Genomic DNA, 25,310 nt, shown 5'->3' on the forward strand with positions numbered 1-25,310 from the left:
ATTTCACTCATAATATTGCTCCCTTCTGAATCTCATTATTAGTTCTTAAAGCAGTTGCATAATGATTCCTTTCACCATAATCCTTATGCTCTCATAAAAATTTTCTTCTCCAATTTCACGTTTATATATCATTGCAAAAAACACGGCTCTAAATGCACCGCTGATTGATTCCTTACTCAACGATCCTGCATTGGGAAATAGTTCTAATATCTTTTCTGCGCTATCATCATCATGCAGTAGATGCATTTCCAACACTTCCTTGGGAAGCTTTTGCGAAAGTACTTCTATATCATTGCTCGTCATTATTCTCAACAAGCAGCTTTCACATACCTTCTTCATGGCAATAACAATAATATTTGTTAGATTATCAGGGTTCATACTCGTTATTATTTTTGATATATCTTCAAACATACTATTTTCGATCTCTGTATGAAGCTCCAAAATCACTTCAAACAATAGTAACTCCTTTGATTCATAAAACAAATAAAAAGTTCCCTTCGGTATATTAGCTATTCTTACAAGCTCATCTACTGTTGTTTTTTTAACACCATATTTCATCATACAATCTGCTGCGGCATTCTGAAGTCGCTTTTTTATATTTTTTTTTTCTAAATCACTATATATTTTTGGCAAAATAATCTAGCTCCTTTTTATATTGACTACTTTTATAATTTTAGTCATTATAATTCATATTCAAATTTCTGTCAATAAAAAAAGATGTAAATTAACTAAATATAGTTAACTTACATCTTGAACATATTATTAAAATTAATTGTCCTAGTCTATTATAAAATTAGCTGAAATACTTCTTGTAACCAACTGACCTACATAGCCGATCACGATTCCTGTGACTACACCCGCAATAATAAGAACAGGCAAATAATATGCAATCGCAGCATTGTCCATTAAAAATACTGCCGCAACGATTTGCCCTATATTATGCGCAACTCCACCAATTATGCTGACTCCAACCATTGATAGCTTTTTCGTTTTCTTAACTAATACCATTATAACAACGCTTAACATTCCTCCAGCAAGGCTAAATAAGAAACTATAAAAATTGCCAAATAAGATTCCTGTCAGCATAATTCTAAGGAAATTCACTATAATTGCCTGGGAATCGCCCACAATGTATATTACTGCTATTATGGCAATGTTCGCGATGCCTAGCTTAACGCCTGGAATACCGATTGGAATGGGAATTAATGCCTCAATATAACTAAATATCATTGCCAATGCTGTAAGGACTCCGCAAATTGCAACACGTTTACTATTATTATTCATATATTAATCCTCTTTTAAAATTAGTTACCAAATGTGCTACTGTACCACTGCATCTAATTCCGTATTTTTTCCCTTTATCTCAATGACAACTTTATGAGGAAGACACACTATTGTTTCTCCTACTTTACTAATTCTACCTTGATGTACACAAATCTTATCGGTACAATCAGCATCTTTCATATAAGCATAACCATTTTCAATTACGATGAAATTGTAGCCATCAGCTCCTACCGCTGCATCTATTTCTAGTTTTGTATTTACATTCAAAGACAATTCTTTGTATACTTGTCCATCTATGCTAACCACTGCTACATTGCCAGCTTTTTTAATTACTACTTGAATAAATATTGCACAAATTATCGCAACTACCACAAATGAAGCGGCAAGAATAATATCATTTTTTTTCATAATGTCCTCTTCTCTATTGCTTTAACGACAACTATCAACAACTACTAAAAGAAAAAGGAAAGATTTTTCAACCTTCCCTATTCTCATTATTTAAGTTACTATATTTGTATAAAAGATTGTTTTTCTTTCGTTTTGATTTTATTGGATAAAATGAAATCACTTCTGAAACTTAATTATCTTTTTAGGACATTTTTCAGCACATTTCCCACATCCCGTACATTTTTCATAATCAATATGCGCAATATTATTCTCAATATGAATTGCGTCGAACTCGCACTGCTTTACACAAATTCCGCATGCGATACAACCAACACTACACCCTGCCAAAACATCTTTACCTTTATCTTTAGATGCGCAGCTGACTGCAAGTGGTGCTTCGTACGGTATGATCTCAATAAGGTGTCTTGGACAAATTGCTACGCATTTTCCACAATCCTTACATGCTTCCTTATCAACGACTGCAATCCCATTTATAATGTGAATCGCATCAAATTGACAAGCTTTCACGCAGGCGCCATAACCCATGCAACCATATGTGCAAGTTTTAGGACCACCATTCGGTACAAATGGCATTACGGTACAATCTTCAACTCCTGTGTATTTATACGTCTCTTTCGTGACTTCACAAGTGCCAGCACATTTAACAAATGCAATATTATGAGTAGTCTCTCCTACATCTGCTCCCATTATTGTAGCAATCTTTTCTGCAACGGATGCACCACCAACTGGACATGCGCCAACTGCTGCTCGACCTTCTGAAATTGCTTTTGCAAGCGCATCACAGCCTGGTAATCCGCAGCCACCACAATTGTTTCCTGGGAGTGCTGCTCTAACGTCGAGTTCTATCTGATCGACTTCAACTTTTAATTTTACGCCTGCAATTCCAAGTAAAAGACCGATGAATATTCCTGTTCCGCCAACTACTGCTGCCGCTATAATAATTCCTGACATTAGATCTTCCTCCTCTTCCTATATCAATCCTGAAAAACCAAAGAATGCAATAGCCATTAGACCTGATGTAAGAAGAACAATTGGCATTCCTTTAAAGCTTTCTGGTACATCATTGTATTGTATTTTTTCTCTGATACCAGCCATAATAATAATTGCAATCGTATATCCAACTGCCGTAAAAAAACCATTTACCACAGATGTCACAATGTTATAGTCTTTCTGAACATTAATAATTGCAACACCTAGTACTGCACAGTTTGTTGTAATCAAAGGAAGATACACGCCGAGTGCACTATAAAGTCCTGTCATGAATTTCTTTAAGAACATCTCTACAAACTGAACTAACGCTGCGATTACAAGTATAAATACAATCGTAGTCAAATAGGTAAGTTCAAGTGGCATAAGTATAAATTTATAAATCAAACTGGCAATTAATGAAGAAAGTGTAATAACGAAAATTACAGCTTCTCCCATTCCTTTTGCAGTCTTTACGCTTGTTGATACACCAACGAACGAACATAATCCTAAGAATTGGCTTAATACAACATTATTAATTAACGCTGTACCCACCGCGATTAAAAATAATTCTTTCATTTATTTTTCCTCCTGTTCGCCAATGTTGAATATTTTTCCGCTGCATCCACCACACGAACCACAGCCACTAGTTCCACAACCTACGTCTTTTATTGCCTTCTGTTTAGCTCCTGGCCTCTTAGCCGCTTTATTCATAACCTTATTCTGAATGGCCGTAAGCATTGAAAGGACAAAGAAAGCTCCGGGAGCAAGAATAAATATTGTAATTGGCTCATAATAATTTGCTGGAATTACCTGAATTCCAAAAATCTGACCTGCGCCAATAATTTCCCTAAATGCACCAAGAAGTACAAGTGCAACCGTAAATCCAAGCCCCATACCAATACCATCAAAGATTGAAGGAATTACAGGGTTTTTTGAAGCATATGATTCTGCTCTCCCAAGAATGATACAGTTAACAACAATCAACGGGATATAGATGCCAAGTGCCGCATAGATTTCTGGTACAAAGCCTTCCATCAAGAATTGAACTACCGTTACAAGTGATGCTACAATAACGATATATGCAGGCATTCTAACTTTATCAGGTATCACATTTCTAAGCATTGAAATAAATAAATTTGAAAACACCAATACTGCAGCTGATGATAGCCCCATACCGATAGCATTTGTTGCAGATGTCGTGACAGCAAGTGTTGGACATAAACCTAACATTAACACAAATATTGGATTTTCTTTATATACACCATTATAAATTCTTTCTATACTACTGTTCAATGACAACACCTCCTACCGTTTTAGCTCCATTTGCATAAATATAATCAAAAGCTGCAATCGCACTATTAACGCCATTTGTCATAGCATTCGTCGTAATTGTAGCACCGCTCAGAGCATCAATTTCATTATCAGCTGTTGCGCCAGTCTTCGTATATTTGAATTTATCTACATTTTTAAAAGAAAATTGGTTTTGGAAATCTTGTGTATTGGCTTTCATTCCAAGTCCAGCTGTTTCAGAAATTGAAAGAATAGATATTCCATTAACTGTTCCATCTTTTAAGATACCAACTGTAAATTTGATATCTCCGCCATATCCTTCTTTTGATACAACCGTAAGTACTAGCCCCACTGGCTTATTATTCGTATCCATCGCACATACTACGTTACTGATTGAATTACCTTTCATTCCAGCTGCATCCAAAACTGATGCAAATTGATCCAATGGATAAGTTGACTGCTCCAATTCTTCAAAAGTAGTGGAAAGTTTGCTACCATCTTTTGTTATAAACACTTTTTCATAAGCAGCATTTTTTGATTTTTCAGCCTGTGCCGCAATTGGCGCTTTCGTAATATCATATACATATCCGAGGCAAAGACCACCAATCAGTGTTATGATAAATAATATAAGTGAATCTTTAATAATTGATTTCATTATTTTGCAACCTCCTTCTTGACTTTTCTTTTTCCAAAAGATTTAGGAGGTGTATATTTTTCAATCAGTGGTACCAACATATTAGAAATAATGATTGCATAGGAAACCCCTTCTGCTGATCCACCAAACATTCTAAATAGTCCGGTTAAGAAACCAAGTAAAATACCGTAAACGATTTTACCATTGGAAGTGATAGGGGACGTCACATAATCTGTTGCCATAAAAAATGCGCCTAGAATCAAACCACCACCACACAATTCCTTAGCGAGGAATTCAATGTCAAACTGATGACCAGGTGCAAACAATAATATGAATACTGCAAATGATGCGATATATGTAGCTGGAATTCTAATATGAATTACTTTCTTCACCAATAAGTATGCAGCACCAAATAAAAGTGCAATCACTGATGTTTCACCGATTGTTCCACCGATTGCTCCAATAAACATATTCCATAAATTTGTTGTCATACCTGCAACTTCTGTTCCACCTTTAAGGATAGCAAGAGGTGTTGCTCCTGTAACGCCATCATATGTAAATGTAGTCATTCTACCAGTAAATGATATCAACAAAAAACATCTAGCAGCCAATGCTGGATTCATGAAATTCTGACCTAACCCACCGAATAACTGTTTTACAATAATAATCGCAAAAAAGCATCCAATAATCAGCATTCCAACAGGGAGTGTTGATGGTACATTTAATGCAAGCAATAAACCGGTTACCGCAGCGCTTAAATCAAGTACTGTTATCTTCTTATGCATAAAATATTCATATGCAGCTTCTGTAGCTACACAGGTTACTATTGATACTATTATTAAAATGAAAGCTTTTAATCCAAAATTATAAACACCAAATGCACTTGCAGGTAATAAAGCAAAAAGTACATCTCGCATTATTCCCGTTGTTGAGTCTTTATGACGTACATGAGGCGACGTTGAAACATTATATAAATCACTCACTTTTCTTGTCCACCTTTCTTACTTTTTCTTGCTTGCAAGTATTGTTCTTCTCATTGACTTAATATCTTGTGTTAATGGTCTCTTAGCCGGACATATATATGAACAACAACCACATTCACAGCACTCTAAACCATCTGCCTCAATAAATCCTTGCGTATCTCCATGCATTGCCATGATTGAAAGCTGAGTTGGAATTATTCTGCCTGGGCAGACCTCTACGCATCTTCCACATCTAATACAAGAGGAAGGTTCAATATGAGAAACAATATCATTTTGCATTACAAGAAGAGATGAACTTCCTTTTATAACAGGTACATCAAGACTATACATAGCAAATCCCATCATAGGTCCACCTGAAATATATTTCTCTGGCTCAGCAATTTTACCGCCCGCAGCTTCTAATAACTGTCTATAATTCATACCCAAATATACATAAAAGTTCTGTGGATCAGCGAGACCATCACCAGTAACAGTAACGATTCTCTTTGTAAGCGGTTTTCCTTCAATTACAGCGTAGTATATCGAAGAAATTGTATCAATATTATGTACAATACATCCAACATCAGCTGGTAGCATTGATGAATTAATTGTTCTTCCTGTTGTTGCGTAAATAAGTGTTCTTTCTCCACCCTGTGGATACTTTGTTGTTACAACTTTCACGCTAATCCTAGGCTCGTCCTTAACTTTCTCTTCCAAAATTGCAATAGCTTCTGGTTTATTATCTTCAACAGCAATATATCCCACAGCCTTATCAAATAGTTGAAGAACGATTTTAAGACCCGTTACAACTATTTCGGGTTCTTCTAACATTCTTCTATAATCAGATGTAAGATATGGCTCACACTCTGCTCCATTAACAATAATATACTCAATTGCCTCTGGGTTCTTCGGCGTAAGTTTAACATTAGTAGGGAAACCTGCTCCACCCATACCAACCACACCCGCATCTTTAACCCTTTGCCTGATTTCATCCTTAGAAAGTTCTTCTAGCTTTTTAGTCACATAATTAACTTCTTTATACTTACCATCATTTTCGATGATAATCGAATTACATTTTCCGCCTGTAGCTAATGTTCTTGGTTCAATTGACTTTACAGTACCAGACACTGAAGAATGAATGTTTGCCGAAACAAATCCGCCTGCTTCTGCAATTAACTGTCCTGCTAGAATCAAATCACCTTTGGCGACTATTGGAACCGCAGGCGCACCAATATGCTGCGAAAGTGGAAATACCAATTCACTTTCTGGAAATAGTTCTTTGATTGGCTTTTCTTTTGAAAAACTTTTACAATCATTAGGATGTACTCCTCCTCTAAAAGTTAATTTTACCATTGCGCATTCTCCTTAATCATAAAAATCATATTCTTTCATTCTAACCCAAATATAAGTAAAAATCCACTTTTTTTTATTCAGAAACTACGTTATAATATAACTATAACAAAATTAGCTTGAAAGGAATCCCCAATTTAAGGTCTTAACTTCATGTTATTGTTATGATTGTTAAATAAACTACTTTTAAATTTACTTGAAATTCAAACTTCCAAACTAAATATTGCATCAATCAACAATGAACATATGAAAAACGAAGTATTTGAAGAACAAGCCGCAGGTACAAACTTATATGCGCAGAAATGGAGAAACGTATGATAACTACTAATGACACCGTTGATTTTAAAATTTCAAACTTAGACCTTCTAAATGGACCCAAAGAAGATATTATTTTTTTCGATATTGAAACAACTGGTTTTTCAGCCCGAAGTACATCTCTATACCTTATTGGTGTCTTATATTATAAGAACAATACATGGAATATTAAACAGTGGTTTTCTGAAGATCCTCAAAATGAAGCAATTGTACTTGCATCATTTTGTGAATTTATACAAACATATAAAACTATCATTCATTTCAACGGAGAGGGTTTTGATATGCCTTATCTTATCAATAAATTCTCCAAATATAATTTACCATATTCCTTTAAAGATTTTAGTAGTTTGGATATATTCAAATATACGCGTAAAGTTCATAAGCTTTTAAAGTTGGAAAACTACAAGCAGAAAACAATAGAAAAGTTTTTAGGAATTGAACGCAATGATAAATTCTCAGGAGGGGAACTTATTAATGTCTATAACCAATACTTAATTACAAAGGATGAGGAGTCACTACACATCCTGCTACTACATAACAAAGAAGATATTATCGGTATGTTGCAATTACTGCCCATCTTATCATATGGTTCCATTACAGGAGGAAACTATATGATTAATTCTATCGAGACAAATACAGCCACGGATTTCGATGGTTTCGTATCAAAAGAAACTATATTTTCTGGAACACTAGATACCGCCATCCCCAAACGTGTATCTTTTGGAAATGATCTGTTTTACCTAACAGCATTTAATAACTCACTCAAATTGCGTGTCAAGGTATATACGGGCGAATTAAAATATTTCTACTCAAATTACAAGGATTACTTTTATCTTCCAGAAGAAGACACTTCAATTCACAAAAGCATAGCTTTCTATGTTGACAAAAATTATCGAATGAAAGCAAAAGCAGCCAATTGCTATAGTAAAAAAACAGGAATGTTTCTTCCTCAATTTAATGAAATAGTGAATCCTTACTTTAAAATAGATTATAATGATAAAATAACTTACTTTGAACTTGAAGAAAATTTCATCGGAAATAATAGACTTCAAAAAAGCTACATAATTGACATAATCAATAATCTTTTGTAATTTGATTTTATACTTAAAATGATTTTATCTGCAAAAAAATAAGCGGCCTGAAATGTAATCATTTCTAGCCGCTTATTCCATTTTTATTAGAATAATTTACCTATTATATATTAGACTAATATGTAATACATGATTGGTTTACTCTTGTTCTACAATATATGAAGATATATCTTCTAAAATTTTATCATTTTCATTATAAATATCTAAGCGAACTGGGACTGATAAATCAAAGCACAAGATACCTAAGTAAGACTTTGCATCTACCGTTTTCCTGCCTTTTACAAGATCAAAATCACAATCACTATCACAAATAACATTTACAAATTTACTAATTTCTTCATTATTTTTAAATTTAACATAAACACTTTTCATTTCTATATCTCCTTAAAATAAACACTGTCATTTTTAATAGCTTTACTACTTATTATAGAAAAAAAGTTTATTAAATGAAAATCCCATATCTCTGTGATTAATTATTTGTTCAGTATTGCCAACAAACAAACAACCATCTTTTACTAATGAATTATAAAATTGCTTATAAATTTCAGATTTTGCATCTTCGGTAAAATATATCATCACATTTCGGCAAACAATCAAATGGCATGCTGCTGGATAACTATCTTTTAATAAATTATGTTTTTTAAATTCAACACAATTTTTGATGTTATCAGAAATTTTATATGCTTTATCACCCATTGCTTCAAAATATTTATTTTTATATTCATCTGGAAGCCCTTTGAGACTATTGGGTGAGTAAATACCTATTTTAGCCTTCTCTAATACTTGACTGTCAATATCGGTTGCTATAATATGAATTTTACTCAATGGGATTTTCTTAGCTAATACCATTGCCAATGAATATGGTTCATCGCCAGTGGAACAAGCCGCACTCCAAATCTTAAGATTTTGACCGAATTTATTAATTAATTCTGGTAAAACGACATCTTCAAGTGTCTGCCAAAGTGCCGAATTCCTGTAAAACTCTGATACATTAATTGTAAGATAGTTCACAAACTCATCAAGGACTTCTTTATTACTCCTAAGCACAGCCGTGTAACTATCATAGCCATCGTACTTGTTACGTTCAATTAAAGTATCAATTCTTCTTTTCATCTGTCGTTCCTTATATGCATTAAGGTCGATTCCAGTCAAAGGTAATACAGCTTTTTTAAAATCCTCATAATCTCTTACTATTCCCATTCATCCACCTTGAAAATGCACCATAACTGCTTATAATATTCAGTTAAGATGCATTCATTTTTCTGTAATATTTTAAAATACTATAATTATAAATGGGAAATCATCTAAATCAAACTTCTTCATTCACTTCTTCAGAAACTTCTTGAGCATCTTCTACAGCAACTGCTTCATTCACTTCATCATCTGTAAGAAGTGCCTTAATACTTAAGCTAATCTTCTTATCTTCAACATTCAAGTCTACCACTTTGATTTCTACTTCTTGTCCAACTTTCAAAATGTCTGAAGGTTTGTCAATATGTTCTTTGGCAATCTGTGAAACATGAAGAAGCGCATCAACGCCTGGCTCTAATTCAATGAATGCACCGAAATCTGTCATTCTTGCAACTTTTCCAGTTACAATATTACCAACTGCATACTTTTCACTTACATTTGACCATGGATTAAGGTCTGGGTATTTAAGACTTAATGCGATCTTAGTACCGTTGATTTCCTTAATAAATGCTTTAACAGGATCTCCAACTTTAAATACCTTCTTAGGATTCTCTGTTCTGCCCCATGACATCTCTGAAATATGAAGAAGTCCATCAACTCCTCCTAAATCAATAAATACACCAAAATCAGTAACATTTTTAACTGTTCCCTCAATTGTCATACCTTCTGAAATCTTTGCAAGTAATTCTTTTTGAAGTTCAACTTTGCTTGCAACAATTAATTGCTTGCAATCGCCGATAATCCTTCTTCTCTTAGGATTGTACTCTGTGATGACAAAAGATACTTCTTTATCAGCAAATTTTGTTAAATCTTTCTCATATGAGTCAGATACAAGACTAGCTGGTATAAATACTCTTGATTCATCAACAACAACGCTTAATCCACCACCAAGAACCTGTGAAACCTTAGCTGTAATTACTTCTTTGTTGTTAAATGCTTCTTCCAATTTCTTATTTCCATTGTCCGCAACAAGTCTTCTATATGTTAACAATACTTGGCCTTCACCATCATTAACCTTGAGAACTTTTACTTGCATTGGATCACCTACAGAAACCATTGTAGTTAAATCTGCATTGGGTGTTGATGTATATTCACTACGAGTAATAATACCATCAGCTTTATAGCCGATGTTTAAGATAATCTCGTCTTCTTTGACACCGATAACTGTACCATCTACAACTTCTCCTGTATGTATTGTCTTAAATGATTCCTCTAACATTTGTTCAAAACTTAACTCTGACATTAGTATGAACCTCCTCGATAATATTATTTGGGGTTGACGCCCCTGCTGTAATACCTATGCAGCCTGCGGTGCTAAACTTGTATAAGTCCAGGTCTCGAAGTGTCTGTATATAATACGTGTTCTTACATTCATTCTGGCAGATCTCATATAGCTTACGCGTATTCGAACTGCTTTTGCCACCAATCACTATCATTACGTCCACCTTTTGGGCTATTTCCCTTGCTTCGGTCTGACGTTCCTCAGTAGCATTGCAAATTGTATTACGAATAAAAATATCATACCTCTTTTTTGAAATAATTTCAACTAATTCTTGAAATTTCTTGTAGTTAAATGTCGTTTGTGACACAATACATATCTTTTCATCAATATTTGCGTGAAATTCCATTGCTTTTTCAACAGTATCAATCACTTTAGGGGGGGTTACTGACCAACCTTTTATTCCCTCTACCTCAGGATGAAGATCATTTCCAATTATTACAATCGTTCTTCCTTTTTTGCTTTCTTCTGCAACTATTTTGTGAATCTTTAAGACATAAGGACATGTTGCATCTATCATTTCAATTCCCATTGCGTTAATCTTATCATATATATCTTTCGCAACTCCATGTGATCTTATAATTATTGTTCCTTTTTTTATGTTATTTAATTCATCTATTGAGTCAATTACACAAACTCCCTTTTTTTCCAAATCTTTCACTACTTCTTCATTATGAATAATGGGTCCATAGGTATATACATTTTCTTTACCTACTTGTTCATATACTTTTTCGACTGCTTTCTTAACGCCAAAACAAAAGCCTGATGTCTTTGCTACTATTACTTCCATACATTACCCCATTCTTATGGCCTGCTTTCGCAAGACACATACAAAGTTTGTACTACCACATTCCTATTTATCATTCATAACGCAGTATCTATCTTGTTCTAAAATTATGAATTATATGTTTTCATTAATCACTTTTATGATTGTTTCTATCGTCTCATCTAAATCAATATTTGAAGAGTCAATTAAAACCGCATCGTCCGCCTGTTTTAATGGAGAATTTTCACGATTCATATCTTGATAGTCTCTATTTTCAATATCACTTTTTATCACTTCATAACTTGGGCTTTCACCTTTTTCTATCAGCTCTTTATATCTTCTTGATGCCCTTGCTTCAACACTAGCTGTTAAATATATCTTAACATTAGCATTGGGTAGCACTGTCGTCCCAATATCTCTGCCATCCATTATACAATCTGTAGTTCTAGCAAGTTCTCTTTGAAGTTCGACTAATTTTTTTCTTACCTTTGCATAAATTGATGTTTTTGATGCTATTTTACCAACTTCTTCATTTCTTAATATACTTGTGATATTCTCACCATTCAAAATGACTTGTTGCTCACCATTTAAATAAGCGATTGTAATATCAACATGTTCACAGGCTTTATTAATTGCATTTTCATCTGTTGGGTCAATATTATTTTTTATAAAATAAATTGCGATTGCACGATACATTGCACCTGTATCTACATATATATATTGTAATTTCTTCGCAATTGATTTTGCTATTGTACTTTTTCCAGCTCCCGCTGGTCCATCTATTGCAATTGCGTATGCCATATTATTTATCCTCCAAGATTTTATAATGATTAAGTCGTTAGTTTATATTTTGTGCTGCAGCATATGCTGTTGACCAAGCAACCTGTAAATTAAATCCACCAGTCACTGCATCAACATCAAGAACTTCACCAATAAAATATACATTTTTAACGAGTTTTGATTCCATTGTTGATGGATTAATCTCCTTCACCTCAACTCCGCCTTGTGTAATGATTGCTTCATTAAATCCTCTTAGCCCAAGAAGTGTGAATTCTAAATTCTTAATCAAACGGACCAAATTCTGTCTTTCATCTCTTGAAATCTCATTTACCTTCTTGTTTTCTTGGATTTTACTGAGTTCAATAACCACAGGTATCAGCTTCTTCGGCAATAGACTATCCAGCGCATTCTTATATTGCTTGTTTTTTTCCTCTTCGAAATCTCTTAAAATTCTATCATCCAACTGTTCAAATGATAACGCTGGTTTTAAATCGATAACCATCTTAAGTTGTTTGCTCTTTATATTCTTTGCCACAAAACTACTTGCAGAAAGTACTGTAGGTCCGCTTACGCCAAAATGTGTGAATAACAATTCACCAAAATCCGAATATATCTCCTTATTCTCATCAAACACTGTAACATTTACATTTCTAAGACTAAGACCTTGTAATTCCTTAATCCATTCCTCTTTCGTATTAAATGGAACAAGCGCTGGAAGGATATCTGTCACTTTATGTCCAAGTGTTTTTGCAAACTTATATCCATCACCAGTAGATCCTGTTAATTGGTATGAATTACCGCCTGTAGCGACTATTAAGTAATCACCATCCACTACTTGTCCTTTACTAGTCTTAACGCTCTTAAAACAGCTATTAGGTGCTATCACATCTATAATAGCTGTATTATAAATAATTTTTACATTCAATTTATTAAGTTCCCTACCTAAGCATGACAAAACATCTGATGATTTATTAGATTCAGGGAATACTCTATTACCACGTTCAACTTTAATTTCAAGCCCCAATTCACTAAAGAACCCCATAGTATCGTAATTACTAAACCCATTAAATGAACTGTACATAAACTTCTTGTTCGTGACTACGCTATTGAGAAGTTCTTCATTATCACCAGCATTTGTTAAATTGCATCTTCCTTTTCCTGTAATAAAAAGTTTCTTACCTAGCTTCTCATTTTTCTCATATATACTTACATTATGTCCATTTCTCGCCGCGAAAATACCCGCAAACATTCCTGCTGCGCCTCCGCCTATTATAATTACATTACTCATTGTGCTCCTTTTCAAATATATATATTAAATTTGATTAGATGATCCCATTTTTCTTAATTCCATCTTCAAATCTTCGTCTAACAGATTTATTTCATCATTATTATCAAACTGATAATCATACCATACCTGTTCTAGCGCTTCCAAGTTATTAATAACTTCATCTTTTCTCTCTATGCAAAGTGCAACAATTAACGCATTTATCAAGCTTAATGGTGCAACCAACGAATCCACTATTGATGCCATATCGCTTCTTGCAAACAAATTACATGAGGAGTACATATTAATTGGTGAATGCTTATTATCTGTAATTGCGATTACTTTCGCATTCTTATTATTCGCGTATTCCATCGCCTTCAAAGTTCTCATTGAATACCTAGGAAAACTGATTCCAATCACAACGTCTTTTTCATTCACACGAAGCATCTGTTCAAATAACTCACTCGTATTGCAGCTTTCTACCAATACAACATGTGCAAATATCAATTTAAGATAAAAGCTCATAAATTGGGCAAGCGGTGCACAGCTTCTAACGCCTACAACGTATATTGTATCTGCCTTTAGCATCACATCAACCGCCATATGAAAAGAATTTCTATCGACGCCTTCTAAAGTCATCTTAATCTTTTCAGCATCAGCATTCAGTACATTATCCAAAACCATTTCTTGTGTCATATCACCAGATGCAATCTCTATTCTTTCGATTGAATGAATCCGTTCTTGCACTAGATTCGCTAACTCTTTTTGAAACTGGGGATACCCACTAAATCCAACAATAGTAGCAAATCTTACAACAGTAGATTCACTTACACCAACTTCTTCACCAAGCTTAATCGCAGTCATAAATGCTGCCTTTTCATAGTTATGCGAGATGTAATCAGCCAGTTTCTTTTGTCCCTTACTGAATTTCGTTATATTTTCTCTGATTTGATATAATAATCCTTTATCTTCACTCATTGGATCCGCGATTATCCTTTTCTAAACAATTTATTCAGTATTATTCTCTTTTAATAGAATATCAGTTTAACACAAAAAATCAATACAATCCACAAAAAAAAGAGCCAATACAATGTATCGACTCATTTTCACCATAATAATCATGATATCTTGAAGTAACTATTGAATATTTTTCAAACAGGATATGATATACTTTCGGTATCTGCAACTTTAACATCTACCTTCGTCTGCTGCGCCTCTCTATATTTAAAAAACTCTATTGCTACAGCTGGAAACAATGCATATGTTAATACATCTTCGTCCTGCTGCGAATATTGTGCCACTTCTTTTTTAAACTTTTCTAATTGTGGTTCAATTAAATCTGCTGGTCGACATGTAATAGGAACTAAATCTCCGATTACCTTCTTTTGAACTTCTGCATTAAATGGTTTGATTGTTTGACCAAATTCACCACTCAGTATTTTTTTTGTTTCTTTTGTGACCATCTTATAGCGTTCACCTTGTAACACATTTAGAACCGCCTGTGTTCCAACGATTTGAGATGATGGGGTGACAAGTGGTGGTTCGCCAAAATCTTTACGAACTCTTGCAATTTCTTCAAGTACTTCATAATATTTGTCAGAAGCTTTTGCTTCCTTTAACTGTGAAACTAAGTTAGATAACATACCACCTGGCACTTGATATAATAATGTCTTAATATCAACACCCAAAACTTTAGGATTGAGTAATCCAGTTCTAAGGGCATCTTCTTGCATTGGTCTGAAGTAATCAGCGATTTCTGCTAGAAGTGTTTGATCCAAACCAGTATCATATGGCGTTCCTTTAAACGTTTCAACCATTACTTCAGTAGCCGGTTGACTTGTGCCCATTGAAAATGGTGACATGGCAGTGTCAATCACATCTGCTCCGGCCTCAACTGACTTCAGATAAGTCATAGACGCTACACCTGATGTATAATGTGTGTGCATCTGTATTGGAAGTGAAGTTGTTTCTTTTAGTGCTTCCACTAATTCAGTTGCTTTGTATGGTAATAACAGGCCAGCCATATCTTTAATACAAATTGAATCTGCGCCCATCTCTTCAATTTTCTTGGCCATATCTTTCCAGTAATCAAGTGTATACGAGTCGCCCAATGTATAAGCAAGTGCAATTTGAGCATGCCCTTTTTCTTTGTTAGCCGCCTTAACAGCTGTTTGTAAATTACGAAGATCATTGAAACAATCAAATATTCGAATGATATCAATACCATTTGCAATTGATTTCTGAACAAAATATTCTACAACATCATCTGAATAATGATTGTATCCTAAAATATTCTGTCCTCTAAATAGCATTTGTAATTTCGTATTTTTAAATCCATCTCTCAACTTACGTAGTCTCATCCATGGATCTTCTTTTAAAAATCGAAGTGATGCATCAAATGTAGCACCGCCCCAACATTCTACTGAATGATAACCAACTTGATCCATCTTATCAACGATTGGAAGCATCTGCTGTGTTGTCATTCTTGTAGCAATAAGTGACTGATGTGCGTCACGTAATATTGTTTCCGTAATTTTTAGCGGTTTTTTTATTTGATCTACCATTGAAATACCCTCCTATTATTATGAAATCCCGTAACTGTTCAGTACCTGAACAATTACACGCTTCGCGATGCACACAAATTGCTATAAAGATGCAATTTGGTGCTGTGAAACTCCGATTTTTGCTAAAAGCAAGCAAAAATACCTCGCGGAATACTACCTTGTAAACAGTTACGAAATCCCAAACATTGCCATAAATGTACCAGCTACAACTGCTGTACCAATAACGCCTGCTACATTTGGTCCCATCGCATGCATTAACAAAAAGTTAGTTGGATCTGATTCAGCGCCGACTTTTTGTGATACTCTGGCCGCCATAGGAACAGCAGAAACTCCTGCCGAACCAATTAATGGATTTACTTTACCGTGTGTGACTTTACACATTATCTTACCTAATATTACGCCTCCTGCAGTACCAAATGCAAAGGCAAACAATCCTAAAGCAACAATCTTAAGTGTATCGGCATTTAAAAATGCTTCGGCGCTAGTTGTTGCACCTACTGATATACCAAGAAGAATAACTACAATATACATAAGCGCATTTGATGCGGTTTCTGCAAGTTGTTTTACAACTCCTGATTCTTTAAATAAGTTTCCAAGCATTAACATGCCCACAAGTGGTGCCGTTGTCGGAAGAATAAGACAAACAACGATTGTTACAATAATTGGAAACAATATTTTTTCAAGTTTGGATACTGGTCTTAATTGTTCCATCTTAACAGCACGTTCTTTTTTTGTTGTGAGTAACCTCATGATTGGTGGCTGAATAATTGGAACAAGTGACATATATGAATATGCAGCAACTGCTATCGGTCCCAAATACTTAGTCTGTCCTAACTTACCAGCAAGAAATATTGATGTCGGACCATCCGCACCACCAATAATTGAAATTGCAGCGGCGGCTTTATCACTAAATCCCATTAATATAGCTAAAATGTAAGCAACAAAAATACCAAATTGAGCTGCTGCGCCTAATAAAAAACTCTTTGGGTTCGCAATAAGTGGACCAAAGTCCGTCATTGCACCAACTCCAAGGAAAATAAGTGAAGGTAGAATACTCCATTTATCTAGCAAATAAAAATATTGTAACATACCGCCTACTCCATTGCTGGATTCCTCAATAGTCAACATAATGTCTGGATAGATATTTACCAAAAGCATACCAAATGAGATTGGTAGAAGTAAAAGAGGTTCATAACCTTTTTTAATAGCTAAGTACATGAAAATCAAAGCAACGACAATCATCAAATAATTTCCCCACGTGACATTGAAGAAAGCTGTCTGACGCACTAGATTTCCAAGAGTCTGTATAATATAACTCATGTTTTAACCTCCAGTTTAATGATTTTTATTCTTTATGTGCAAGAAACAATTAATTAAGAGAAGCTAATAAATCTCCAGACTCAACTGAACCACCAACTGAAACATTTATGCTTATAACAGTTCCATCTTCTGGAGCAACAATTTCATTTTCCATCTTCATTGCTTCAAGAACAACTAAAGCTTGGCCCTTTTTCACACTTTGACCAATACTTACATTTATATTTAAAATCTTTCCAGGCATAGGTGAATTAATTTTTACGGTTCCTTGTGTACCTGATGCTACTGTAGGTTTCGCTGTTGAACTAACTGATGCTGTCGTTGAAACTTGCTTAACTTGTGATTCTTGTGATTTTATTTGTGTTGGTATTGATGATACCATTGGTGTTGAAGCTGCTTGAGCTACACCTTCTTCTACTGTCACGTCATACACGTTTCCATTAACAGTAATTTTATAATTTTTCATTTATACATCCTCCTATTAATTATTAGGCTCTTTGCCATCTGGTTTTATTTGTTTTTCTTATTGAACGTACCACAAATCCATTTGAGGAGGTTCCCTCTGAGGCTGCAATTGCGGCAGTTATAACTGCAACTAACTCCAAATCATTTATTTCATTTACTTCTTTTTGAATTATCTGTGTTATTGTATTATCAACTGCTTGGATTGAATCTGTTCTGTCTTCATGACTGCTAGATTTCTTTTTTTCAAACTTATTGATAAACTTAAAAGATGAAATTAATATTGAAATCAAAAACAAGACAGAAAATACGATACTAATTGCAATTAATGTATTAAGTCCTGCCCTTTCCATTTTTTCGCCAAATGTATATTCAGGTGAAAATGAACTACTAGTGATTACACCATCTGCGTCAAATGATATTGTAAATGCAGTTTTGCGCAGAGAATAGGTACACTGAGCATATGCTGTTAATGTTGTTGCAGTCGCCTCAAAATTACATGAGGTGATTTCCACAAACGTTCCAAGATCTTTTCTTACATTAATCCAGTTAGTAATTAGTATTCCAACTTGTTCTTCAACACTATCCTTCATCGTTGTAAGTTGTTCATCTGAATAATCATTTGATAAGCTTTGTAAATCTGAAGTAATAGATGTTTTTACTGTAGTCTCATCATAGGTCATCGCCTTACTTGTTGGTTTTTTTGAACTACTTCCGTTATCACATGCTGTTATACTAAAGACACAGGCTAACATAGATAACAATACTAAGAATTTTTTTATATTACTCTTCATATTACGTATCACCTCATTTAGACCGTTCCATGTTTCTTTGCTGGACGATCCTCTCTCTTTGTAAATAACATTTCAAATGCTGCAATTACATACTTTCTTGTATCTTCCGCTTCAATTATTGTATCAATGTAACCCCTGCTTGCGGCTGCCTCTACACTTGATTGAAGGTCTTTATATTTTGTTGCTTTTTCAGATATTAATGAGTTAGGATCGTCTGATTTACTGATCTCATCTGCATATATAATCTTAACTGCCATTGATGAGTCCATCATACCCACTGATGCTGTCGTCCATGCAAATACGATATCAGCTCCAATGGATTTACTATTCATTGTTACATAAGCACTTCCTAGTGACTCACCTATAATTACATTAACCTTAGGAACCGTAGCATTTGCAAATGCATAGGTTAATTTTCCAACTGCCTTTGAAATCTTCTTTTCTGATTCAATCGTAGCCTCAAACCCCTTTGCGTTGGTAAGTGTAAGTATCGGAATTCCAAATGAATCACAAAATGTAATAAATTCAGAGGCTTTTTCAGCACCCTCTGCTGTGATGACAGCATCAAATTTTTCAGATATCTTGCCTTCTTCATCGTATATTTCACAACGATTAGCAACTGCACCAATTGTTGCGCCATTCAATTTAATAAATCCAGTAACCATAGATTTTCCGTAATTTGCTTTCACTTCAACCAAAATATTATTATCTGCTATATTTGAAAGAACAATTGAAGTATCACCAACTACATTAGCGATTTCACTACATAATCGATTCAAATCATCATTACACTCATCATAGGACATATCATCTTCATTATTTGAAGGAAACATTGTAATCAGCTGTCTAATTCCAACCGCAATTGATTGTTCATCTCCAATAAAGTCAACTAATCCAACTTCCTCGCTTTGAAACTTAGCTGTTGCTGTATCAAGCTTAGAATCATAGTTTCCCTCTAATGCATTTGGACTATTTACGAATAATCTTGCATCTTTTTCTTCCATAAATGTAAAATCAGTAAGTGTCGGAAATAGAGCTAATCCACCACCACATTTTCCATAAATCGCTGTAATCTGTGGGATAACTCCCGATCCAAGCGATTGTTTTAAATAAATCTCGCCGAATCCATTCAGTGCGTCCGTTGCTTCTTGTAACCTTAGTCCCGCACAGTCAATCAATCCGATTATTGGAGCCCCTACCTTTAATGCTAAATCATAAAGATTCGAAATTTTCTTTGCATGCATCTCACCAATTGAGCCATTTAAAATAGCTGACTCTTGGCTATATACATAAACAAGATTACCATCAATTACTCCATATCCAGTGATTACACCATCTGTTGGAGTATCTTTTTCCTGCAGGTTAAAATCAGTACTTCTTGCTTTCACTAATGCACCAATTTCAACAAAACTATTGTCATCAAGAATAGCATTAATTCTACTTCTTGCTGGCCCTTGTGTCTGATTGTTCATTATCCTCTAGACCTCCGTGATTTATTATTTAAATCAAAAAATATATATATTATACATTGTATCTTGATGTGTTCTAAATATCAAGTATAAACTAGCCAAATATTAGAATATTCATTGTATTTGATCAAATAAACAAATTACTTTTTTTGTTTAATCCAATTAGTAATCAATCCTTTGTTTCAAATATAATTAACACTCCATTATCGAATTCAATGATACCTTTTTCTCTCACTATTTCATTACTAATTCCTACACTAAGACCCTGATCCATCCTAAATTTTTTCAACGGATAATGAAACCCACTAAGCGTCAAACCCGTTACACTTTGGGAAAACGGGATCAATGAAATATACTTTCCAAATTGCTCTGATTTATTAATCACTCTATTTTTATTTGCTAGATATATTTTGTTATATTCATTAACAATGTAACAAGGGACCCCTAAGTCCAAAGCGATTTTCATATTTTGAATATTAGACATTGTATGGTCCATTCTTGAACCTGTTGCGCCTAATATCGTAATCTGGCTTGCGCCTCTTTCTATTGCTGTTTCTATCGCTAAATGTGTGTCAGTGTAATCTTTTTCACAAGGAAACGTAGTTAATTCAACATTCATGCTTCTATATTTTTCTAATAAATCCTTATCAACTGAATCATAATCACCGAGAATATAGTCAACTTTGCAATTCAACTCATCTGCATATAACAATCCCTTATCTGCTGCAATCACATAATCAAATTGTTGGTTCGCAAGCCATTCTCTAGCCCATTCAAGATTAATCATCCCGCCAGTAAAAATCAATATTGCCTTATTTTGTGTAGTGTCTTTCATGTTAGTTCCTTCCATCTGCTCTTTGAATGGTAATTTCATTCCAAATAAGCGCATTTACCATTTATTTAGTATAACATATTATATTTTTAACGCGACTATCTTTTTTCACACATTTGTTTTATAATTACCTATGAATAATATACTATTAATTTAATAAAGGAGAATTTCAAATGTCTTGGTGCCCCAAATGTAAAATAGAATTTCCCGAAGGAACTACAGAATGCAAAGAGTGTGGGAATAAACTTGTTAATATGTTAGATGAGTTAGATAAATCAGATAAGTCAGAGAAGTTAGTTAAGTTAAATTTTGAGCCTGTTGCCTATGTTGATGAAGAAATCGCAAAGCGATTAGTTAAGCTCTTACTATTTTCGGAAATTCCCGAAGCAATAATGGTTTTTGATTCACTTAACCAAAGTTATGAAGTTCAAGTTGGTAGACATAACTACAAAAAAGCAGTTGATTTAATTCGAATATTTAAAGAAAATGAATTTGATGCAAATTATACTGAGGATTCAGAATTTGGAGTCGAGGAGGAATATACTGAAATTACGGTTCCTACTACTAATACATATGTCAAAACTTCAGATCGATATAAAGATAATTTATCATCAGCCTATACGTTTCTAATTTGCGGCTGTTTCGGACTTCTTATCCTTATACTAGAAGATATTGGAATAATTAAGCTATGGGGGATGTCAGGCGTTTCAAAAATCCTTTTAAATGTAGTGGTTGGTGGTTTATTTATCGGTTTTATTATCATCGGAATTTCATCACTAAGATATTCTAAAATATTAAAACAGCAAGCTGCTGAAGAAGAGGAATTCACAACGAAGTTAATAGATTGGCTACATGCGAACCTTACAATTGAGACCATTGAAAATTCCTACGACACAAATATTCCAGAAGAAATGAAATACTTTAAACGCGTTGAAGCAATTAGGGCGAAATTAGAGGAATTGTATTCTTCTTTAGAAGAAGAATATCTAGTAAAAATCGCAGACGATTACTACTCCTCCCTATTCCCCACCCAATAATGTAACCCGTCCCCTCTTATAATGTAACCCATCCCCTCTTATAATGTAACCCATCCCCTCAGTCAAAGCGTATTTTTTCTTTTATATTTCCCAACAACCAGAAATAGTCGCATGCATGTCCTCAATTGTCCGCATTTGCCGTTACACCCATGCTATAATGTCTGAAGTCGGTTGACACTTGTGTCAAACCGAATGCAGACATTATAGCATGGGTGTAGAGGCAACTCGCGAACAAGAGGACATCCATGCGACTATTTCGTCCGTCTTTGAATCTTTTTACAAGAAAAAATCAAGCTTCGTAATCAAGACAGCGTCTGTCACAAACTACTGTTTTCACATACTTTCCAGCCTCAACATGTGCAGGATGTATTTGATATCCTTTCAGTGCTTCCACACTTTCAAGTTCACATATCAATGCGACCTCAATATTACTTGATTCCAGCGGATTAATAATTAATTTTGCACTAACTAGTCCAGGTACAACACCTACCAAACCTTCTAAAATAGCTTTCATTTTATCTTTGACAAAAGGATAATCTTCTTTAGCCACTGTATCATTTAAATTCCAATTAACGATATGAATAACCATATTTACTCCATCTCTCACTACTGTCATTTTGAAAATCCGACAGAAAAGTGTACAATATTTTTTATCCATTTATTATACTTCAAGTATTCATTATTTTCCATTGAAATTTCCAAAAGTATAACTAATTAGGATATAAATGTATACGGCTGTGTCTTATTCATGTTTTGCAAGTGAAATAAGGCTATTACCTTCTAAACGATAAAGTGTTTTATGTGATAGTCTGTTTGCTCCCATCGCCATATAAAATTCCGGGTTTGCACAAAAAAGGCTCTAGAACATGCTCGCAAGCATATTCTAAAACCTCCAGATGTCTAGTCAGTTTTAAAACAAATATTTAGAATTGTTATATCTTCTACTTCTTTGATAGGAACAAATCAATTCCATTAGCTGCTGCTTTACCAGCACCCATTGCAAGTATTACTGTTGCCGCGCCTGTAACAGCATCGCCTCCAGCATATACGCCTTCTTTGGTTGTCTTGCCAAATTCTTCTTCAGCAACAATACATTTCCACTTGTTCATCTCAAGACCTTTTGTCGTAGCTGAAATAAGTGGATTTGGTGATGTACCCAATGCCATAATTACGGTATCAAGATCTAATGTGAATTCCGATCCCTTAATTTCAACTGGCTTTCTTCTTCCAGATGCATCTGGTTCTGTAAGTTCCATCTTAACACAGGTCAATCCTTTCACCCAACTATTCTCATCAACGAGGATTTCAGTAGGATTCGTTAGTAAATCGAAAATAATTCCTTCTTGTTTTGCATGATGTACTTCTTCCGCTCTTGCTGGAAGTTCTGCTTCACTTCTTCTATATACGATATGAACTTCAGCGCCAAGTCTAAGTGCTGTTCTAGCAGCATCCATAGCTACATTTCCACCACCAACGACTGCAACTTTTTTACTTTTGAAAATAGGAGTATCATAACTTTCATCAAATGCTTTCATTAAATTGTTTCTTGTAAGATATTCATTTGCGCTAAATACACCATTTGCATTCTCGCCAGGAATTCCCATAAACTTTGGAAGTCCAGCGCCAGATCCTATAAACACTGCGTCAAAACCCTCTTCTGCAAATAACTGATCAATTGTTACTGATTTTCCAATTACCACATTGGTCTCAATCTTAACACCTAAGCTCTTGACATTATCAATTTCGTGCTTAACCACTGTCTCTTTGGGTAAACGGAATTCAGGAATACCATAAACCAAAACACCGCCCGCTTCGTGGAGTGCTTCAAATATGGTTACTTCATATCCCAATTTTGCTAAATCGCCTGCGCAAGTAAGCCCTGCTGGACCTGCTCCAATAACTGCAACCTTTTTGCCGTTAAGCGCTGCTGGTGCAACTGGCTTGATATTATTTTCTCTAGCCCAATCAGCAACAAATCTTTCAAGTTTACCAATTGATACTGGTTCACCTTTAATACCTCTGATACATTTTTCTTCACATTGGCTTTCTTGTGGACATACGCGTCCGCATACGGCAGGAAGTGAAGAAGACTTTCCAATCACCTTATACGCTTCTTCAATATTACCTTCTTTAACTTCATGTATAAATGCTGGAATATCGATTGCTACTGGGCATCCGTTAATACATTTTGCATTCTTACAATTAATACATCTAATTGCTTCTTCCATTGCTTCTTCTTGATTATATCCTAAACAAACTTCTTCGAAATTTGAATTTCTTATATTTGGATCCTGTTCTCTTACAGGTACTTTTTTCAATACGTTCATTATTTTTCGCCTCCGCAATTACCACATCCACCGTGGTGTGTATCTCCTTCTAATTCTTTGAGCATTGCTCTTCCTTCTTCTGACTTATACTGCTGCTGACGTTTCATCGCTTGATTAAAATCAACTAAATGACCATCAAATTCCGGCCCATCAACACAAGCAAACTTAATTTCTCCGCCTATTGTTAAACGGCATGCTCCGCACATACCAGTTCCATCCATCATAATCGGATTCATACTAACAATTGTATGTAATCCCAATTCTTTTGTTAAAATACTAACAAACTTCATCATAATCATAGGACCAATGGCCACACAAACATCATACTTTTTGCCTTGATTTACAACCAAATCTTTAATTACTTCTGTTACCATACCTTTTCTTTCATAGCTTCCATCATCTGTTGTTATATAAAGATTACCAGCAACTTTTCTCATTTCATCTTCAAGGATTAATGATTCCTTGTTTTTTGATCCCATAATTACATCCGCATCAATTCCGTGCTCATGAAGCCACTTAACCTGTGGATATACAGGTGCTGTACCTACACCACCTGCAACAAATAGCATCTTTTTATTCTTAAGAGTATCTAATTCTTCTCCAACGAATTCTGAAGCCATTCCGAGTGGTCCAACAAAATCAGAGAATGAATCTCCAACTTGTAATTTTGCCATTCTGTCTGTTGATGCACCAATTATTTGGAAAACAATTGTGATTGTACCTTTTTCTGAATCATAATCACAAATGGTAAGGGGAATTCTTTCACCCTTTTCATCGATTTTGGCGATAATAAATTGTCCTGGTTTACAATGTTTAGCAATTCTAGGTGCTACAACATCCATTAAGAAAATTTTACTAGCTAATTCCTCAGCTTTTTGGATTGTGTACATAATAGTGCCCCTTTCGGCATTTCAAATTTTGATCT

The 25,310-nt window shown here is 34.5% G+C and carries 27 protein-coding genes; 2 read left to right on the forward strand and 25 right to left on the reverse strand.

Annotated elements, in window-relative coordinates; genetic code table 11:
* Nucleotides 1-45: 45 nt before the first annotated feature.
* From BMY18_RS11610 to rsxC, 9 genes are all read right to left on the reverse strand, one after another.
* A complete protein-coding gene (locus BMY18_RS11610; RefSeq protein WP_092454176.1) occupies nt 46-633 on the reverse strand; it encodes a TetR/AcrR family transcriptional regulator in 588 nt (195 codons plus the stop codon).
* A gap of 144 nt (nt 634-777) precedes the next feature.
* Nucleotides 778-1,284 (reverse strand): Gx transporter family protein, encoded by a 507-nt coding sequence (locus BMY18_RS11615; RefSeq protein ID WP_092454178.1) that lies wholly within the window; start codon nt 1,282-1,284, stop codon nt 778-780.
* 36 nt (nt 1,285-1,320) lie between these two features.
* Nucleotides 1,321-1,692: a NusG domain II-containing protein gene (locus BMY18_RS11620; protein WP_092454180.1), complete on the reverse strand. Its 372-nt coding sequence runs from the start codon at nt 1,690-1,692 to the stop codon at nt 1,321-1,323.
* A gap of 156 nt (nt 1,693-1,848) precedes the next feature.
* On the reverse strand, nt 1,849-2,643 hold the full coding sequence (locus BMY18_RS11625) for an RnfABCDGE type electron transport complex subunit B (protein ID WP_092454182.1): 795 nt from the start codon (nt 2,641-2,643) through the stop codon (nt 1,849-1,851).
* Between the two features lie 18 nt (nt 2,644-2,661).
* Entirely contained in the window at nt 2,662-3,237 is a 576-nt protein-coding gene (locus BMY18_RS11630; protein ID WP_092454184.1) for an electron transport complex protein RnfA, read from the reverse strand.
* Nucleotides 3,238-3,954, reverse strand: coding sequence for an electron transport complex subunit RsxE (rsxE, locus tag BMY18_RS11635; protein ID WP_092454186.1), 717 nt, complete (start codon nt 3,952-3,954; stop codon nt 3,238-3,240). It lies immediately after the preceding gene.
* Nucleotides 3,944-4,606, reverse strand: coding sequence for an RnfABCDGE type electron transport complex subunit G (locus BMY18_RS11640; RefSeq protein WP_092454188.1), 663 nt, complete (start codon nt 4,604-4,606; stop codon nt 3,944-3,946). Before BMY18_RS11640 ends, rsxE begins: the two co-directional genes overlap by 11 nt.
* Nucleotides 4,606-5,568: an RnfABCDGE type electron transport complex subunit D gene (locus tag BMY18_RS11645; protein ID WP_092454190.1), complete on the reverse strand. Its 963-nt coding sequence runs from the start codon at nt 5,566-5,568 to the stop codon at nt 4,606-4,608. Before BMY18_RS11645 ends, BMY18_RS11640 begins: the two co-directional genes overlap by 1 nt.
* A gap of 18 nt (nt 5,569-5,586) precedes the next feature.
* On the reverse strand, nt 5,587-6,900 hold the full coding sequence (rsxC, locus tag BMY18_RS11650) for an electron transport complex subunit RsxC (protein ID WP_092454192.1): 1,314 nt from the start codon (nt 6,898-6,900) through the stop codon (nt 5,587-5,589).
* Between the two features lie 311 nt (nt 6,901-7,211).
* Here rsxC and BMY18_RS11655 point away from each other — a divergent pair, with 311 nt between their 5' ends.
* A complete protein-coding gene (locus BMY18_RS11655) occupies nt 7,212-8,303 on the forward strand; it encodes a ribonuclease H-like domain-containing protein (RefSeq protein ID WP_170841384.1) in 1,092 nt (363 codons plus the stop codon).
* Between the two features lie 138 nt (nt 8,304-8,441).
* On the opposite strand, the gene BMY18_RS11660 is transcribed toward BMY18_RS11655, so the two are convergent.
* From BMY18_RS11660 to BMY18_RS11720, 13 genes are all read right to left on the reverse strand, one after another.
* Complete coding sequence (locus BMY18_RS11660; RefSeq protein WP_092454196.1) at nt 8,442-8,675, reverse strand: HPr family phosphocarrier protein; 234 nt, start codon at nt 8,673-8,675, stop codon at nt 8,442-8,444.
* A 45-nt stretch (nt 8,676-8,720) separates the two neighbouring features.
* Nucleotides 8,721-9,503, reverse strand: coding sequence for a CheR family methyltransferase (locus BMY18_RS11665; protein WP_092454198.1), 783 nt, complete (start codon nt 9,501-9,503; stop codon nt 8,721-8,723).
* 109 nt (nt 9,504-9,612) lie between these two features.
* The gene (gene rpsA / locus BMY18_RS11670) at nt 9,613-10,737 is read right to left on the reverse strand and encodes a 30S ribosomal protein S1 (protein WP_092454200.1); all 1,125 of its coding nucleotides are present in this window, start codon (nt 10,735-10,737) and stop codon (nt 9,613-9,615) included.
* Entirely contained in the window at nt 10,718-11,563 is an 846-nt protein-coding gene (ispH, locus tag BMY18_RS11675) for a 4-hydroxy-3-methylbut-2-enyl diphosphate reductase (RefSeq protein ID WP_092454202.1), read from the reverse strand. Before ispH ends, rpsA begins: the two co-directional genes overlap by 20 nt.
* A 111-nt stretch (nt 11,564-11,674) precedes the next feature.
* Nucleotides 11,675-12,340 (reverse strand): (d)CMP kinase, encoded by a 666-nt coding sequence (gene cmk, locus BMY18_RS11680; RefSeq protein ID WP_092454204.1) that lies wholly within the window; start codon nt 12,338-12,340, stop codon nt 11,675-11,677.
* Between the two features lie 37 nt (nt 12,341-12,377).
* Nucleotides 12,378-13,607, reverse strand: coding sequence for a BaiN/RdsA family NAD(P)/FAD-dependent oxidoreductase (locus BMY18_RS11685; RefSeq protein ID WP_092454206.1), 1,230 nt, complete (start codon nt 13,605-13,607; stop codon nt 12,378-12,380).
* A 24-nt stretch (nt 13,608-13,631) separates the two neighbouring features.
* Nucleotides 13,632-14,561, reverse strand: a complete 930-nt coding sequence (locus BMY18_RS11690; protein WP_092454208.1) for a MurR/RpiR family transcriptional regulator — start codon at nt 14,559-14,561, stop codon at nt 13,632-13,634.
* Between the two features lie 173 nt (nt 14,562-14,734).
* Nucleotides 14,735-16,147, reverse strand: a complete 1,413-nt coding sequence (locus BMY18_RS11695) for an oxaloacetate decarboxylase subunit alpha (RefSeq protein WP_092454210.1) — start codon at nt 16,145-16,147, stop codon at nt 14,735-14,737.
* 168 nt (nt 16,148-16,315) lie between these two features.
* The gene (locus BMY18_RS11700) at nt 16,316-17,467 is read right to left on the reverse strand and encodes a sodium ion-translocating decarboxylase subunit beta (RefSeq protein ID WP_092454211.1); all 1,152 of its coding nucleotides are present in this window, start codon (nt 17,465-17,467) and stop codon (nt 16,316-16,318) included.
* A gap of 49 nt (nt 17,468-17,516) precedes the next feature.
* Nucleotides 17,517-17,930 (reverse strand): biotin/lipoyl-containing protein, encoded by a 414-nt coding sequence (locus BMY18_RS11705; RefSeq protein ID WP_092454213.1) that lies wholly within the window; start codon nt 17,928-17,930, stop codon nt 17,517-17,519.
* Between the two features lie 22 nt (nt 17,931-17,952).
* The gene (locus BMY18_RS11710) at nt 17,953-18,720 is read right to left on the reverse strand and encodes an OadG family protein (protein WP_092454215.1); all 768 of its coding nucleotides are present in this window, start codon (nt 18,718-18,720) and stop codon (nt 17,953-17,955) included.
* A 17-nt stretch (nt 18,721-18,737) separates the two neighbouring features.
* A complete protein-coding gene (locus tag BMY18_RS11715) occupies nt 18,738-20,192 on the reverse strand; it encodes an acyl-CoA carboxylase subunit beta (protein ID WP_092454217.1) in 1,455 nt (484 codons plus the stop codon).
* Nucleotides 20,193-20,358: 166 nt separating this feature from the next.
* Nucleotides 20,359-21,063: a thiamine diphosphokinase gene (locus BMY18_RS11720; RefSeq protein ID WP_170841385.1), complete on the reverse strand. Its 705-nt coding sequence runs from the start codon at nt 21,061-21,063 to the stop codon at nt 20,359-20,361.
* Nucleotides 21,064-21,194: 131 nt separating this feature from the next.
* Between BMY18_RS11720 and BMY18_RS11725 the strand changes: the two genes are divergently transcribed.
* Nucleotides 21,195-22,058, forward strand: a complete 864-nt coding sequence (locus BMY18_RS11725; protein ID WP_092454221.1) for a hypothetical protein — start codon at nt 21,195-21,197, stop codon at nt 22,056-22,058.
* A 289-nt stretch (nt 22,059-22,347) separates the two neighbouring features.
* Here the strand turns inward: BMY18_RS11725 and BMY18_RS11730 are convergent, their stop codons facing one another.
* The 3 genes from BMY18_RS11730 to BMY18_RS11740 form a co-directional block, all read right to left on the reverse strand.
* Nucleotides 22,348-22,674, reverse strand: coding sequence for a Dabb family protein (locus tag BMY18_RS11730; RefSeq protein ID WP_242941023.1), 327 nt, complete (start codon nt 22,672-22,674; stop codon nt 22,348-22,350).
* A gap of 325 nt (nt 22,675-22,999) precedes the next feature.
* Nucleotides 23,000-24,388 carry an NADPH-dependent glutamate synthase gene (gene gltA / locus BMY18_RS11735; protein WP_092454268.1) on the reverse strand — a complete coding sequence of 463 codons (1,389 nt, stop codon included), beginning with the start codon at nt 24,386-24,388 and terminating at the stop codon, nt 23,000-23,002.
* Nucleotides 24,385-25,275 (reverse strand): sulfide/dihydroorotate dehydrogenase-like FAD/NAD-binding protein, encoded by an 891-nt coding sequence (locus BMY18_RS11740; protein WP_092454223.1) that lies wholly within the window; start codon nt 25,273-25,275, stop codon nt 24,385-24,387. Before BMY18_RS11740 ends, gltA begins: the two co-directional genes overlap by 4 nt.
* Between the last annotated feature and the right edge of the window lie 35 nt (nt 25,276-25,310).

Origin of the sequence: [Clostridium] fimetarium, from assembly GCF_900111235.1 — a bacterium.
GTDB lineage: Bacteria > Bacillota > Clostridia > Lachnospirales > Lachnospiraceae > Clostridium_N > Clostridium_N fimetarium.

What these genes read in the sequence shown, in the direction of transcription:
- BMY18_RS11615 (WP_092454178.1), bottom strand. Translation starts at nt 1,284, where the DNA reads ATGAATAATAATAGTAAACGTGTTGCAATTTGCGGAGTCCTTACAGCA.
- BMY18_RS11620 (WP_092454180.1), bottom strand. Translation starts at nt 1,692, where the DNA reads ATGAAAAAAAATGATATTATTCTTGCCGCTTCATTTGTGGTAGTTGCG.
- BMY18_RS11625 (WP_092454182.1), bottom strand. Translation starts at nt 2,643, where the DNA reads ATGTCAGGAATTATTATAGCGGCAGCAGTAGTTGGCGGAACAGGAATA.
- BMY18_RS11630 (WP_092454184.1), bottom strand. Translation starts at nt 3,237, where the DNA reads ATGAAAGAATTATTTTTAATCGCGGTGGGTACAGCGTTAATTAATAAT.
- BMY18_RS11640 (WP_092454188.1), bottom strand. Translation starts at nt 4,606, where the DNA reads ATGAAATCAATTATTAAAGATTCACTTATATTATTTATCATAACACTG.
- rsxC (WP_092454192.1), bottom strand. Translation starts at nt 6,900, where the DNA reads ATGGTAAAATTAACTTTTAGAGGAGGAGTACATCCTAATGATTGTAAA.
- BMY18_RS11655 (WP_170841384.1), top strand. Translation starts at nt 7,212, where the DNA reads ATGATAACTACTAATGACACCGTTGATTTTAAAATTTCAAACTTAGAC.
- BMY18_RS11660 (WP_092454196.1), bottom strand. Translation starts at nt 8,675, where the DNA reads ATGAAAAGTGTTTATGTTAAATTTAAAAATAATGAAGAAATTAGTAAA.
- BMY18_RS11665 (WP_092454198.1), bottom strand. Translation starts at nt 9,503, where the DNA reads ATGGGAATAGTAAGAGATTATGAGGATTTTAAAAAAGCTGTATTACCT.
- rpsA (WP_092454200.1), bottom strand. Translation starts at nt 10,737, where the DNA reads ATGTCAGAGTTAAGTTTTGAACAAATGTTAGAGGAATCATTTAAGACA.
- ispH (WP_092454202.1), bottom strand. Translation starts at nt 11,563, where the DNA reads ATGGAAGTAATAGTAGCAAAGACATCAGGCTTTTGTTTTGGCGTTAAG.
- cmk (WP_092454204.1), bottom strand. Translation starts at nt 12,340, where the DNA reads ATGGCATACGCAATTGCAATAGATGGACCAGCGGGAGCTGGAAAAAGT.
- BMY18_RS11685 (WP_092454206.1), bottom strand. Translation starts at nt 13,607, where the DNA reads ATGAGTAATGTAATTATAATAGGCGGAGGCGCAGCAGGAATGTTTGCG.
- BMY18_RS11690 (WP_092454208.1), bottom strand. Translation starts at nt 14,561, where the DNA reads ATGAGTGAAGATAAAGGATTATTATATCAAATCAGAGAAAATATAACG.
- BMY18_RS11695 (WP_092454210.1), bottom strand. Translation starts at nt 16,147, where the DNA reads ATGGTAGATCAAATAAAAAAACCGCTAAAAATTACGGAAACAATATTA.
- BMY18_RS11700 (WP_092454211.1), bottom strand. Translation starts at nt 17,467, where the DNA reads ATGAGTTATATTATACAGACTCTTGGAAATCTAGTGCGTCAGACAGCT.
- BMY18_RS11705 (WP_092454213.1), bottom strand. Translation starts at nt 17,930, where the DNA reads ATGAAAAATTATAAAATTACTGTTAATGGAAACGTGTATGACGTGACA.
- BMY18_RS11710 (WP_092454215.1), bottom strand. Translation starts at nt 18,720, where the DNA reads ATGAAGAGTAATATAAAAAAATTCTTAGTATTGTTATCTATGTTAGCC.
- BMY18_RS11715 (WP_092454217.1), bottom strand. Translation starts at nt 20,192, where the DNA reads ATGAACAATCAGACACAAGGGCCAGCAAGAAGTAGAATTAATGCTATT.
- BMY18_RS11720 (WP_170841385.1), bottom strand. Translation starts at nt 21,063, where the DNA reads ATGAAATTACCATTCAAAGAGCAGATGGAAGGAACTAACATGAAAGAC.
- BMY18_RS11725 (WP_092454221.1), top strand. Translation starts at nt 21,195, where the DNA reads ATGTCTTGGTGCCCCAAATGTAAAATAGAATTTCCCGAAGGAACTACA.
- BMY18_RS11730 (WP_242941023.1), bottom strand. Translation starts at nt 22,674, where the DNA reads ATGACAGTAGTGAGAGATGGAGTAAATATGGTTATTCATATCGTTAAT.
- BMY18_RS11740 (WP_092454223.1), bottom strand. Translation starts at nt 25,275, where the DNA reads ATGTACACAATCCAAAAAGCTGAGGAATTAGCTAGTAAAATTTTCTTA.